Genomic DNA, 12,952 nt, shown 5'->3' with positions numbered 1-12,952 from the left:
AGTTTGCTGAGGAGGAATACAGATGGGGATGGTTACGATGCAGACCAGAATTTCGAGAACAAAGCTGAATAAACAAGAATATTCTCCAGACCAAACTAGTTCATTGGAGAACAATAAACCGCTTGATGACACAAACTTGTGGCACCCCGCAGGGGAATTACTCGCGAAGTTCATCAGTCTCGATGAAAATTCATAGCAGCTTGCGTGTACAGAAGCGTGGCCTGCTATTTCACATAAATTCTTTTAGTTTGGAGGATGAACATGAAGAAAGCTGCCGTTTATGCCCGTTACAGTTCGGACAACCAAAGGGATGAGTCGATTGATGCCCAGGTAAGGGCGATTGAGGAGTTTGCACAGAGAAACGGGTACACAGTCGTGGAAACCTATATCGATCGGGCTAGGACAGCAACCTCGGATAGGAGGCCCGAATTCCAACGTCTGATTGTGGATTGCGAAAAGAAGCTGTATGCAGCCGTGATCGTTCATAAGATGGATCGCTTCTCCCGCGATAAATATGATAGTGCGATATACAAGCGTAGATTACGTGTTGCTGGGGTATCTCTCGTCAGTGTACTGGAGAACTTGGATAACTCACCGGAGAGTGTTATTCTGGAGTCCGTTCTAGAAGGTATGGCGGAATATTACAGCAAAAATTTGGCTCGTGAAACGATGAAAGGTTTGAAAGAAACGGCCTTGCAAGGTAAACATACTGGGGGACGTCCACCTATCGGTTATAAGGTGGACAAAGAGGCACAAAAGCTTGTCATCAACGATGAAGAACGTCCAATTGTTGATCTGATCTTCTCGCAGTTCCTCGCCGGGCATGGCTACAAACAGATTGCGCAGCTTCTTGAGCAAAAGGGATTCCGTTCCCGCCTTGGAAGACCCATCAGCAAAGCGACCATCCACGATATTCTTCGAACAGAGAAGTATACCGGGACTTATTTGTATAATGTCACCGATAGTAAGGATGCTTTAGGAAAGCGCAATAGCAACCGGAAGAAGGATGACTCCGAAATTATCCGAATTGAGGATGCCATACCCGCAATCATAAGTAAGGCTGATTTCGAGGCCGTGCAGAAGCTTATTGCCGACAATCATCGAACGCGGCGTTCGGGTTCCTATACGGCAAAAGAGCAGTACCTGTTGAGTGGATTGATCTTTTGTGGAGAGTGTCAAAAACTCCACAGCGCGAAATCCGGCATGGCTGGCAATGTCAAATATTCGGGCAGAAGCAAGTTAAAATACGTGACCTACAGATGCAATAGGAAGGACAATTCCCGAAGCTGCTCTAACAAGGAGATTCGACGGGAGTACATCGAGGGCTACATTCTGGATTATTTGCAAAGCCATATCTTCAGCGAGGAGAACATTCCGAAGCTTGTCGAGCAGGTCAACAGACAGATTCTGAAAGCTGAAACCAAGGACGTTGTGGAAAGAGCGAACTTGGAACAGCGACTTCGTGCCGTCACGGATCAAATCACGAACATCGTCAACGCAGTCGCACAAGGCTTCACGCAAGCTTCATTTGTGGAGAAAGTGAACATACTGGAGGCCGAGAAAGCGAATCTAGAAGTTGAATTGGCCAAGCTTATGACAAAAGAAAAAAGAGCCGGAATCACAGAAGATGTTCTGCGATCACTGCTCTTTTCCTTAAAAGATTCCATTGCCCACAAGAACTTTCCCGAGCTCAAGCGATTCTTCCAAACCTATGTTCAGCGTATCCTTGTCTACGCCGAGCATGTGGAGGTCGATTTCAAGCTACCGGTACTCGCTGATGTGGGCTCAAAATATGGAGCCGAGGGGAGTCGAACCCCTGTCCGAAGATAACGCCACATAAGCTTCTACGAGTGTAGTGACAGATTTGATGTCACCCTAGAGACTCCCTGTCACCGGATTCCCTTCGGGTCAGCCTGATTATCTTCTTCCGTTGACCCCAGGCGGAGACCAAGCGGCGTATCCCACTAAAGTTGAGCCCCTAGCCCGCCACATGGGCGATGGAAGGTAGGAGCTAGCTCACAGGTTATTAAGCTGCGAAAGCTAAGTTGTTGTTTTGTTTGCCGTTTAATTGGCTTTAGCGTTGATGAAGCGGACGCGTCCCCACTACTCGCTACCCATGCTCGAACTACCCCCGTCGAATCCAAAAACGGCCCCTCATTAAAAGGGCTTCCTGGATCAAGGGAATCGCCGGCAAGAGCGATCCGTATCCATTATCCTTCCCGCCATCTGGCGAAAAGATAATCTGAAGCATTTGTCTTACATAAAAGAGTATATCATATTTTGCAGCATAATCATATAGATCTTGCAGGAAACAAAGGCGGAGTTTGGCAGTCTTATCTCGCGACCTTCTGCTTCTCCCGCAGTGCCCGCTGGATATCGCGCTGCGCATCGCGTTTGGCGGCGGAGTCGCGTTTGTCGTACTGTTTCTTCCCTTTGCCGATGCCCAGCAGCAGCTTGGCGTAGCCGTTGCGGACGTAGACTTTCAGCGGCACAATCGTGTACCCTTCCTGCTTGGAATGCCCGAGCAGCTTGCTGATTTGTTCTTTATGAAGCAGCAGCTTGCGCGTGCGCGTTGGGTCGTCCGGGTTGGCGCGGTTACCCTGATCGAATGGACTGATATGCATATTGTGCACAAAAATCTCGCCGCCGCGGATCGTGGCAAACGCATCCCCGATATTCGCACGGCCATTGCGCAGCGATTTGATCTCCGTTCCCGTCAGCACCATGCCCGCCTCGTAGGTGTCCTCAATAAAATAATCATGGGAAGCCTTTTTGTTCTGGGCGAGCAGTTTCCCATCTGCTTTTTTACCCATGACAATCACTCCTTGAACCGATAATTACGGCGTCTCTTCTCTGCTGTTGCTGCATGCAAATTCAACGAACAGAAAACGTCTGACTTCTATTGTATCAAAAGCGCTCCTGCTAAAGCAAGGAACGATAAAAGCGTTTGCTTCCGCCCATTTGCTCCGGATAAAATGAACGGTTCAAAGTACTTCGGGCAGTCGGAGAAATCGTTGGCTCAATGAAATCGCCGAGAAGCTGCCGATTTTCAGCGTGTATCCTTACGCCAGGTTAAAGTCAGGGCATCTTTATAGTCGGGCATCTATCAGTAAAAAAAGCGCCGGTCCCCGTCGCCGGGAGACACAGCGCTTTGATTGTCATGAAAAGCTTAATGATCCAGCTTTATTTTTTCTTCTTCCGCTTCCTGCCTTCGCTGCTTTTAGTACCGAAGTCGGCAGCGGCCTCGACGTTGCCCGGAGTTACGGAATCGCCGATAAAGACGCCGTTTTTCGATTTTCTCTTGCGTCGGCCTTTGCCTCCTGCAGCTCCAGCGCCACCGAAGTCGCCCCCGAGGTCCTCGCGGGTACGAAACTTCGTGTCACTGTTGATGCCGGTGTACACGTCACCGCGGCCGTTCGACCCGCTTGGCGGGGCGCCGTAGCCGCCCTTGCCGGAGCCGAAGCTGATGCCGCGGGAACCGCCGGCATCCCCGGCTTCGCCCTTCGGGCTGCGCGCACCAGCGCCCGGCCCTGCGCCAGCGGCCAATGAGCCGCCGTTGCCTTTGCTCCGGCCGGCCGCCGCTTCGCCGCCGCGTGCCCGGCCGCCGCTGCGCTCGGCGGCGCCTCCGGCCTGGTCGGCGCCGAGTACGCGCCCGCCGCGGCCTCGTTTGCCGCGGCCGCCCGCACCGGCGGCGGCTCCGCCGCCTTTACCGCCGCCGCGGCTCTTGCCGCCTCCGGCGCCAGTGGCAGCCGGCGCACTGTGGCCGCCTCGGCGGTCGCGCCCGCCCTTGCCTCCGCGGCCGCCGCCAAAGCCTCCGCTGCGGCGCTCGCCTGCCGCGCGCGGCTTCATGTCGACCAGCTCGAAGTCGATCGTGTGGTCGTCCATGTTCACCTTGGCGACGCGGATCTTCACCTCGTCGCCGATGCGGAACACCTTCGAGGTGCGCTCGCCGATGAGCGCCATGTGACCCTCGTCGAAGTGGTAATAATCATCCGTCAGATTGCTCAGACGGATCAGCCCTTCGACGGTATTTTCCAGCTCGACGAACATGCCGAAGCTGGTCACGCTGCTGACCATCGCCTCGAATTCCTCGCCGACCTTGTCCAACATGTACTCCGCCTTTTTAAGCTGCTCCGTATCCCGCTCCGCCTCTACCGCGACGCGTTCGCGCTCGGAGGACTGCTGGGCGATGTCCGGCATCCGGCTCGCCAGATACTCTTGGCGTTTCTCACTGAGCGCCCCGCCGCCCTCCAGCACCTCGCGCATAACCCGGTGAATAACGAGGTCGGGATACCGCCGGATCGGTGACGTGAAGTGGGAATAATATTCGGCAGCCAGCCCGAAATGTCCCGTGCTCTCCGCGTCGTACTTCGCCTGCTTCATGGAGCGGAGCATCATCGTGCTGATGACCGTCTGCTCCTTCGTTCCCTGAATATCCTCCAGCAGCTTTTGCAGCGCCCGGGGATGCACGGAGTTGCCCCGTCCCTTGACGTGATAGCCGAAGTTGGCCGCGAACGCCATGAAGTTCTGCAGCTTCTCGGGATCCGGGTCCTCGTGAATCCGGTACAGGAACGGAACCTTGAGCCAGTGGAAATGCTCAGCCACCGTCTCGTTCGCCGCCAGCATGAATTCCTCAATGATCTGCTCCGCGATAGAGCGTTCCCTTTTTACGATATCGACCGCTTTGCCGTTCTCGTCGACGATGACTTTGCTCTCCTGGAAGTCAAAATCGACCGCGCCGCGCCGCATACGCGCATCCCGCAGCTTCATCGCAATTTCACGCATCAGCCGGAAGTCCTCAATAAGGGGAGCGTAGCGCTTCAGCAGCTCTGGGTCTTCATCCAGCAGAATTTTGCGTACATTGGTGTAAGTCATCCGTTCCTTGGTGCGGATCACGCTGGTAAAAACATCGTGCTTCACGACCTTCATATTCTCGTCGAATTCCATCTCACAGGACATCGTCAGCCTGTCCACCTGCGGATTCAAAGAGCAGATGCCGTTCGACAGACGGTGCGGCAGCATCGGAATGACCCGGTCGACAAGATAGACGCTACAGCCCCGGTCATACGCTTCCTTATCCAGCGGCGAGTTCTCGCGCACATAATAGCTGACGTCGGCAATATGCACGCCAAGCTTGTAATGGCCGTTCTCCAGACGGGCGACGTTGACCGCGTCATCCAGGTCTTTGGCGTCTTCCCCGTCGATGGTGACGATATTCAGGCCCCGCAGGTCGCGGCGGCCCTGTTCCACGATTTCTTCTTCCGTAATGGAATCGGGAGCGGCATTCGCTCCGGCCATGACTTCTTCAGGAAAAGCCTCCGGCAGCTGATGCTTGCGGATGACAGACAAAATATCGACGCCGGGATCATCCTTATGCCCCAGAATCTCGATAATTTCCCCTTCCGCCGCCGCGCGCCCTTCCGGATAGTTTACGATGCGGACCACGACTTTTTCCCCATCGACTGCACCGTTAAACGATTCCTTCGGGATAAAAATATCGCGGTTAATCCGCTTATCATCCGGCAGCACAAAGCCGTAAGTCTCCAGATTCTGAAACACGCCGACCGTCTGCAGCACGCCTCTGCGCACAATGCGCACGACTTCACCTTCCATCCGGCCGCCGGCATGGCTCCGCGAGGTAACCCGGACAAGGACGATATCGCCGTTCATGGCGCTTTTGATATCGTTGGCATGAATGTACACGTCGGGATGCTCCCGGTCGTCGGGTATTAAAAAGGCAAAGCCCTTCGCATGGGCCTGTAGACGTCCGCGCAGCAAGTCCATCCGCTCCGGCACGCCATAGCGTCTGGTACGGGTCAGCACGATCCGTCCTTCTTGCTCCAGGGAGTTCAGCAGAACGTTAAACTCCTTCAGTACCTCTTCTTCCGCAAAATGAAAATGGTCAATCAATTCCTCGTAAGTCATCGGTTTATAAGCGGTTTCCCGCATGAAATCCAGCAGATTCTCTTGTGTTATCATCATCGTCACCTCGGCCCGCCGCGGCGCAGGCCGCCGGCTGGTATGTACTTTTATGTCTTATATACTTCATACCCTAGTATACACGAAATCAATCCCCGGCATCCCTTCCCACCGCTGCAAAATCCCGTTTCGAACAAGACGCTGCTTCCTCCACCATTTTATAGCGATTCGGTAAGTTCCGTCCTTCTTATTGTTATTCTTGCTTAGAAATCCAACTTCTATCCCGCATCTGTTTCTGCCTAAGGAATGTTGGCTGGGCAATAGGAGCCACGTTGCAGAGTTTCATTTTCCAATTCTTACATATCTCAAGCCGGCTACAAAAAAACCCCCGCTCCATCGTAAAGAGCGAAGGTTCCATTAGTCTATTTTAGTCAACCACAACGGCAACAATAATGGACAGAATAAAGAATCCCGCCGCCAGTCCTACCGTTATACGCTGCAGCACCAGGTCCATACCCCGCGCTTTCGTCTTGCCAAACAGATGCTCAGCTCCACCGGAGATGGCGCCTGCAAGGCCTGCGCTCTTGCCTTTTTGCAGCAGAACCACCGTAATCAGTCCGATAGAAAAAATCAGAAGCAGCACTTTCAGAAAAATATCCATTCATTCCACCCCCTACGTCTAAGCATCACTATCTATGTGAATTTACTACTCACGTTTCATAAACAGCGTTTTTATTTTACCATACAGCCTGTAGTAATACAACTTAATTGATTGCTGAGACACGTTGCAGGCCGCACACTATTGAAAAAAGACTGCCCCTCGATCATTAAATGACCGGGAAGCAGTCTCTATATCCTAACCGTTCATAAGGTTCGAGTGAACCTTATTATCTTTTCAGGTTGTAGAAGGATTTCAGGCCGTTGTATTGAGCCAGTTCGCCCAGTTCGTCTTCGATGCGAAGCAATTGGTTGTACTTGGCGATACGGTCAGTACGGGAAGGTGCGCCTGTTTTGATTTGGCCAGCGTTGGTAGCAACGGCGATGTCGGCGATGGTGCTGTCTTCGGACTCACCGGAACGGTGGGAAATAACAGCAGTGTAGCCTGCACGTTTTGCCAATTCGATCGCGTCGAATGTTTCAGTCAGCGTACCAATTTGGTTAACTTTGATCAGGATGGAGTTGCCGATGCCTTCTTCGATACCTTTGCCCAGACGCTCGGTGTTGGTTACGAACAGGTCGTCGCCAACCAGTTGGATTTTGTTGCCCAGTTTCTCGGTGAGCAGTTTCCAACCTTCCCAGTCATCTTCGGAGCAGCCGTCTTCGATTGTGATGATTGGGTATTTGTCAACCCAGGAAGAGAGCAGGTCAACGAATTCCGCAGGAGTGAAGGATTTACCTTCGCCTTCCAGATGGTATTTACCATCTTTGAAGAACTCAGTGGAAGCAACGTCCATGCCCAAGAATACGTCAACGCCCGGTTTGTAGCCGGCTTTTTCGATGGCTTCCATGATGGAGGACAGTGCGTCTTCGTTGGAAGTGAAGTTAGGAGCGAAGCCGCCTTCGTCGCCAACCGCAGTGTTCAGGCCTTTGCCTTTCAGTACGGTTTTCAGGTTGTGGAAGATTTCCGCGCCTGTACGCAGAGCTTCTTTGAAAGTAGGAGCGCCTACTGGGAGAACCATAAACTCTTGCACGTCAACGTTGTTGTCGGCATGAGCGCCGCCGTTAACGATGTTCATCATCGGAACCGGAAGCTGCTTAGCGTTGAATCCGCCGAGGTATGTGTACAGAGGCACGTCCAGAGCTGCGGCTGCAGCGCGGGCTACTGCCATGGAAACAGCCAGGATGGCGTTAGCGCCCAGTTTGCCTTTGTTGTGAGTTCCGTCCAGAGCGATCATGGCTTTGTCGATGCCCAGTTGGTTCAGAGCGTCCATGCCGATAACTTCAGGAGCGATGATTTCGTTAACGTTCTTCACTGCGTTCAGAACGCCTTTGCCCAGGTAACGGGATTTGTCGTCGTCGCGAAGCTCAACGGCTTCGTGAGCGCCAGTGGAAGCGCCGGAAGGAACGATAGCGCGGCCTTTTGCGCCGGATTCCAGGTAAACGTCAACCTCAACAGTAGGATTGCCGCGGGAGTCAAGTACCTCGCGTGCATAAACGTCGGAAATAATGGTCATGTCAATTCAATCTCCTTTTTAACAAAGATTTAGTCTTGATAAAGCCTTGCAGTACATCGTAAAGTCTTGTCCGTATTACTTGCGGCTGGCAATCATGGATTGTCCGGTCATTTCCGCAGGCTGCGGAAGGCCCATCAGGTCCAGAATCGTCGGCGCCACATCCGCGAGAATGCCGTGATCGCGAAGAACCACATTCTCATCCGTCACGATAAACGGAACCGGGTTGGTCGTATGCGCCGTAAACGGACGGCCTTCTTCGTCGAATACCATATCAGCATTGCCGTGGTCGGCAATAATGATCGTCACGCCGCCTTTGGCACGAACGGCCTCGACTACTTTGCCTACACATTCGTCCGTCACTTCAACCGCCTTAATCGTCGGCTCCAGCATGCCGGAGTGCCCAACCATGTCGGGATTGGCGAAGTTCAGGATAATGGCATCATGTTTGTCTGCTTCAATCTCAGCCACACAAGCGGCAGCGACCTCGTAGGCGCTCATTTCCGGCTGCAGGTCGTACGTTGCCACCTTCGGGGAGTTGATCAAAACACGGGTCTCTCCCGGCAGTTCGACGTCGCGTCCGCCGCTGAAGAAGAACGTTACGTGCGGATACTTCTCGGTCTCCGCAATGCGCAGCTGCTTCTTGTTGTTCTGAACCAGCACTTCGCCAAGTGTGTTGTCCAGATTCTTCGGTTTGTAGGCGACATATCCCTGAACGGTTTCGCTGAACGTGGTCAAGCAGACGAAATGAAGATTTTGCGGGAACAATAGGCCCCGATCAAAGCCGCGGAAATCCGCGTTCGTAAATACTTGGGACAGCTGAATGGCACGGTCCGGACGGAAGTTCAGGAATACGACGGAATCGCCGCTTTCCACAGTCGTTACCGGTTTGCCTTCTTCGTCCACGATCACGCAAGGCTCAACGAACTCATCATACACGGAATTCTGGTACGAAGCTGTGATCGCCTGCAATGCGTCCGTAAATTTCGGTCCTTCGCCGTAAACCATGGCGCGGTAAGCCTTTTCTACCCGATCCCAGCGTTTGTCGCGGTCCATTGCGAAGTAACGTCCGGATACCGTAGCGATTTTGCCTACCCCTACTTCTTCAATCTTCGCAATAAGTGATTGAACGAACTTCTGGCCGCTGTCCGGCGGGACGTCGCGACCGTCCATGAAGGCGTGGATGAACACGTCGTTCAACTCTTCCTTCTTGGCAAGCTCAAGCATGGCGAACAAGTGATTGATATGGCTGTGTACCCCTCCGTCGGATACCAGCGCGTACAGATGCAGCTTTTTGCCGGTCGATTTGGCGTGTTTTACCGCTTCCACCAGCGTTTCATTCTCAAAAAACTCTCCGTCGCGAATGGACTTATCGATGCGGGTCAGATCCTGGTATACAATCCGGCCTGCGCCGATGTTAAGGTGTCCCACTTCGGAGTTGCCCATTTGACCTTCCGGAAGTCCTACGGCTTCGCCGCAGGCGGTAAGCGTCGTGTTAGGGTATTGCTTCAGGTAGCGGTCGTAGTTAGGCTTGTTGGCCTGTGCGACGGCGTTGCCTTCCGCCGTGTTACGCAGACCGAAACCGTCCATAATAATCAGTGCTACCGGTCTAGGTGCAGACATTACTTCGCCCCCTCAACCAACTGGATGAAGGAAGCAGGCTGCAGACTTGCACCGCCGACGAGAGCGCCGTCAATGTCGCTTTGGCCCATATATTCGGTAACGTTCTCCGGCTTCACGCTGCCGCCGTACTGGATACGGATAACTTCGGCGGTTGCTTCATCATAAAGATCCTTGATCAGGCTGCGGATGTAAGCAATAACCTCATTGGCATCCGCCGAAGTGGAGGATTTGCCGGTACCGATAGCCCAGATTGGCTCATAGGCGATAACGGTTTGGGCTGCCTGCTCCGCACTAAGACCTTGGAACGCGCCTTCGGTTTGTACTTTGCAGACTTCCTTCGTTTGGTCGGCTTCACGCTCTTCGAGCTTCTCGCCTACGCATACGATTGGAGTAATGCCGTGGCGGAATGCCGCATGCATCTTCTTGTTCACGATTTCGTCCGTTTCACCGAAGTAAGCGCGGCGCTCGGAGTGGCCGAGAATGACATAGTCTACGCCGAGATCCTTCAGCATAACGCCGCTGATTTCACCCGTGTAAGCACCATTATCCTCGAAATGCAGATTCTGGGCGCCGATCTTGATGCTCGTGCCTTGAGCCGCTTTCGTCAGAGCTGGCAAATTGGTGAATGGAGCGCAGATTACCGTTTCTACGCCTTCTACTTCCGCCTGGCCTTTAACCTCGGCGAAAAAGCTTTCGGCTTCCGGAACCGTCTTGAACATCTTCCAGTTGCCAGCAATGATTGGTGTTCTACTCATAGCAAAGCTTGCCTCCCTTTATACGTCTTACTTGTCGTTCAGCGCCACTACACCAGGAAGAGCCTTGCCTTCCATGAATTCAAGCGATGCGCCGCCTCCGGTGGAGATATGGTCCATTTGATCGGCCAGCTTGAACTTCTCAGCCGCAGCTGCGGAGTCGCCGCCGCCGATAACGGTGTAGCCTTCGGTTTTCGCGCAGGCTTCAGCAACTGCTTTCGTGCCTTCTGCGAAAATATCGATTTCAAATACGCCCATCGGTCCGTTCCAAACGACCAGCTTGGAGTTCTTGATTACATCTGCATACATTGCGGCGGTCTTCGGACCGATATCCAGACCCATCCAGTCTGCAGGAATTTCAGAAATGTCTACGGTCTTCGTGTTTGCGTCGGCACCAAATTTGTCGGCCACAACAGCGTCAACCGGCAGCAGAAAGTTCTTGCCGAGCTTCTTTGCTTTTTCAATAAAGCCAAGTGCGGTATCGATTTTTTCTTCATCGAGCAAGGATTTTCCGACTTCGTGTCCTTGAGCTTTGGTGAAAGTATAAGACAGCCCGCCGCCGATCAGCACGTTGTCTGCCAGCGTCAGCAGGTTGTCGATAACGTCGATCTTGTCTTTAACCTTCGAACCGCCGATAATCGCGGTGAAAGGACGCTCCGGATTGGACAAGGCTTTGCCCAGTACGTTCAATTCCTTCTCCATCAGAAGTCCAGATACGGCCGGCAGATAATGGGCGATACCTTCGGTCGAAGCATGCGCACGGTGCGCCGCGCCGAATGCGTCGTTAACGAACAGATCGGCCAGTTCGGAGAACTGCTTCGCAAGCTCCGGATCGTTCTTCTCTTCACCCGGGTAGAAACGGACATTCTCAAGCACGAGAACGTCGCCCTCATTCAATTCGGCGATTTTCGCTTTTACCGCTTCGCCAACCGCTTCGTCAGCTTTGGCAACCGGTTTGCCCAGAAGCACGGACAGACGCTCGGCAGCCGGAGTCAGACGCATGGAATCGACGAATTGGCCTTTAGGACGGCCCATATGGCTCGCCAGAATGATTTTAGCTCCATTTTCGATCAAATATTTGATCGTCGGCAGCGTCTCGCGGATACGCGTGTCGTCGGTGATTTTGCCATCTTCCAGCGGCACGTTGAAATCCACGCGGACAAATACGCGTTTACCTGTTACTTCTACATCACGGACACTTTTTTTGCTCATGACTTTTAACCTCCACACCCGGAATTGTTCCACTCTTGGAATACAGGGGCACCGCATAGAGTTTGCATCAAGAAGAAACGGCTGCGACCTTCTAAAGGACGGCATCCGTTTTTCCGAAAGAACTATAACATACGATTAGGCGAAATATGCTGCGATTGTCTTGTATTTCGGAAAAGAGCGGAAACAATAAACTGCTGTTTCCGCTCTATGGATGATGCTATTTAAAATCTTTAAATTATTTAGTCAGTTTTGCGAAGTGTTCCAGCGTACGAACGAGCTGAGCAGTGTAGGACATTTCGTTGTCGTACCAAGCTACAGTCTTAACGAGCTGCTTGTCGCCAACGGACAGAACTTTAGTTTGCGTAGCGTCGAACAGGGAACCGAAAGTCAGGCCTTTGATGTCGGAGGATACGATTTCGTCTTCCGTGTAGCCGTAAGTTTCCGGATCGGAAGCTTCTTTCATTGCCGCATTAATTTCGTCTACCGTTACGTTCTTTTCCAGAACAGTAACCAGCTCTGTCAGGGAACCTGTAGGTACCGGTACGCGTTGAGCAGCACCGTCGAGTTTGCCTTTCAGCGCAGGAATAACCAGGCCGATTGCTTTTGCAGCACCAGTGGTGTTAGGGATAATGTTCTCGGCAGCTGCGCGGGCGCGTCTGAAGTCGCCTTTGCTATGCGGAGCGTCCAGCGTGTTTTGGTCGCCGGTGTAAGCATGGATTGTAGTCATCAGGCCTTCAACAACACCGAACTTATCGTTCAGAACTTTGGCCATAGGAGCCAGGCAGTTCGTTGTGCAGGATGCGCCGGAAATAACGGTTTCGGAACCGTCAAGAACGTCGTGGTTAACGTTGTATACAACAGTCTTCATTTCGCCTGTAGCAGGTGCGGAGATAACGACTTTTTTCGCTCCGCCTTTCAGGTGAAGCTCAGCTTTTTCTTTGGAAGTGAAGAAGCCTGTGCACTCCAGAACGATATCTACGCCCAGGTCGCCCCAAGGCAGTTCTTCAGGGTTGCGGTTAGCCAGAACCTTAACTTCTTGGCCGTTCACTTTGAAGAATCCGTCATGAACTTCAACTTCGCCTTGGAATTTGCCTTGAGTTGTATCATATTTCAACAAGTGCGCCAGCATCTTGGCATCAGTCAGGTCATTGATTGCTACCACTTCGATACCTTCCACGTCTTGAATCCGGCGGAATGCGAGGCGGCCAATACGTCCAAATCCGTTAATACCTACTTTTACAGTCATTGAATAGTTCCTCCTAAATTTCGTTTTAT

Annotated in this window: 10 protein-coding genes and 1 other RNA gene; 2 read left to right on the top strand and 9 right to left on the bottom strand. The window is 52.7% G+C overall.

From position 1 onward, the window contains the following. The first annotated feature begins 22 nt into the window (after positions 1-22). Together PUR_RS00950 and PUR_RS00945 are read left to right on the top strand one after the other, a co-directional pair. Positions 23-196, top strand: a complete 174-nt coding sequence (locus PUR_RS00950) for a hypothetical protein (protein ID WP_179033625.1) — start codon at positions 23-25, stop codon at positions 194-196. 65 nt (positions 197-261) lie between these two features. Further along, positions 262-1,830, top strand: a complete 1,569-nt coding sequence (locus PUR_RS00945) for a recombinase family protein (RefSeq protein WP_179033624.1) — start codon at positions 262-264, stop codon at positions 1,828-1,830. Here the strand turns inward: PUR_RS00945 and ssrA are convergent. From ssrA to gap, 9 genes are all read right to left on the bottom strand, one after another. After that, positions 1,791-2,154, bottom strand: a transfer-messenger RNA (tmRNA) gene (gene ssrA / locus PUR_RS00940). The genes PUR_RS00945 and ssrA overlap by 40 nt on opposite strands. Before the next feature lie 179 nt (positions 2,155-2,333). After that, complete coding sequence (smpB, locus tag PUR_RS00935; protein ID WP_179033623.1) at positions 2,334-2,813, bottom strand: SsrA-binding protein SmpB; 480 nt, start codon at positions 2,811-2,813, stop codon at positions 2,334-2,336. Positions 2,814-3,183: 370 nt separating this feature from the next. Then, the gene (gene rnr, locus PUR_RS00930) at positions 3,184-5,979 is read right to left on the bottom strand and encodes a ribonuclease R (RefSeq protein WP_179037690.1); all 2,796 of its coding nucleotides are present in this window, start codon (positions 5,977-5,979) and stop codon (positions 3,184-3,186) included. A 367-nt stretch (positions 5,980-6,346) separates the two neighbouring features. After that, on the bottom strand, positions 6,347-6,580 hold the full coding sequence (gene secG, locus PUR_RS00925) for a preprotein translocase subunit SecG (protein ID WP_124696112.1): 234 nt from the start codon (positions 6,578-6,580) through the stop codon (positions 6,347-6,349). Between the two features lie 226 nt (positions 6,581-6,806). Further along, on the bottom strand, positions 6,807-8,093 hold the full coding sequence (gene eno / locus PUR_RS00920) for a phosphopyruvate hydratase (RefSeq protein ID WP_179033622.1): 1,287 nt from the start codon (positions 8,091-8,093) through the stop codon (positions 6,807-6,809). A gap of 75 nt (positions 8,094-8,168) precedes the next feature. Beyond that, a complete protein-coding gene (gene gpmI / locus PUR_RS00915; RefSeq protein WP_179033621.1) occupies positions 8,169-9,713 on the bottom strand; it encodes a 2,3-bisphosphoglycerate-independent phosphoglycerate mutase in 1,545 nt (514 codons plus the stop codon). Beyond that, a complete protein-coding gene (gene tpiA / locus PUR_RS00910) occupies positions 9,713-10,468 on the bottom strand; it encodes a triose-phosphate isomerase (RefSeq protein ID WP_179033620.1) in 756 nt (251 codons plus the stop codon). Before tpiA ends, gpmI begins: the two co-directional genes overlap by 1 nt. 27 nt (positions 10,469-10,495) lie before the next feature. Then, positions 10,496-11,677, bottom strand: a complete 1,182-nt coding sequence (locus PUR_RS00905) for a phosphoglycerate kinase (protein WP_179033619.1) — start codon at positions 11,675-11,677, stop codon at positions 10,496-10,498. 235 nt (positions 11,678-11,912) lie between these two features. Beyond that, a complete protein-coding gene (gap, locus tag PUR_RS00900; RefSeq protein WP_124696107.1) occupies positions 11,913-12,923 on the bottom strand; it encodes a type I glyceraldehyde-3-phosphate dehydrogenase in 1,011 nt (336 codons plus the stop codon). Positions 12,924-12,952: the final 29 nt, after the last annotated feature.

This window comes from Paenibacillus sp. URB8-2, from assembly GCF_013393385.1.
Lineage (GTDB): Bacteria > Bacillota > Bacilli > Paenibacillales > Paenibacillaceae > Paenibacillus_AQ.
Note: the sequence above shows the minus strand (reverse complement) of the source record. Positions and strands in the feature narration are given on the sequence as shown.

Excerpts from the sequence above, each read along its gene's own strand:
- PUR_RS00950 (WP_179033625.1), top strand. The coding sequence starts at position 23 with ATGGGGATGGTTACGATGCAGACCAGAATTTCGAGAACAAAGCTGAAT.
- PUR_RS00945 (WP_179033624.1), top strand. The coding sequence starts at position 262 with ATGAAGAAAGCTGCCGTTTATGCCCGTTACAGTTCGGACAACCAAAGG.
- smpB (WP_179033623.1), bottom strand. The coding sequence starts at position 2,813 with ATGGGTAAAAAAGCAGATGGGAAACTGCTCGCCCAGAACAAAAAGGCT.
- rnr (WP_179037690.1), bottom strand. The coding sequence starts at position 5,979 with ATGATAACACAAGAGAATCTGCTGGATTTCATGCGGGAAACCGCTTAT.
- secG (WP_124696112.1), bottom strand. The coding sequence starts at position 6,580 with ATGGATATTTTTCTGAAAGTGCTGCTTCTGATTTTTTCTATCGGACTG.
- eno (WP_179033622.1), bottom strand. The coding sequence starts at position 8,093 with ATGACCATTATTTCCGACGTTTATGCACGCGAGGTACTTGACTCCCGC.
- gpmI (WP_179033621.1), bottom strand. The coding sequence starts at position 9,713 with ATGTCTGCACCTAGACCGGTAGCACTGATTATTATGGACGGTTTCGGT.
- tpiA (WP_179033620.1), bottom strand. The coding sequence starts at position 10,468 with ATGAGTAGAACACCAATCATTGCTGGCAACTGGAAGATGTTCAAGACG.
- PUR_RS00905 (WP_179033619.1), bottom strand. The coding sequence starts at position 11,677 with ATGAGCAAAAAAAGTGTCCGTGATGTAGAAGTAACAGGTAAACGCGTA.
- gap (WP_124696107.1), bottom strand. The coding sequence starts at position 12,923 with ATGACTGTAAAAGTAGGTATTAACGGATTTGGACGTATTGGCCGCCTC.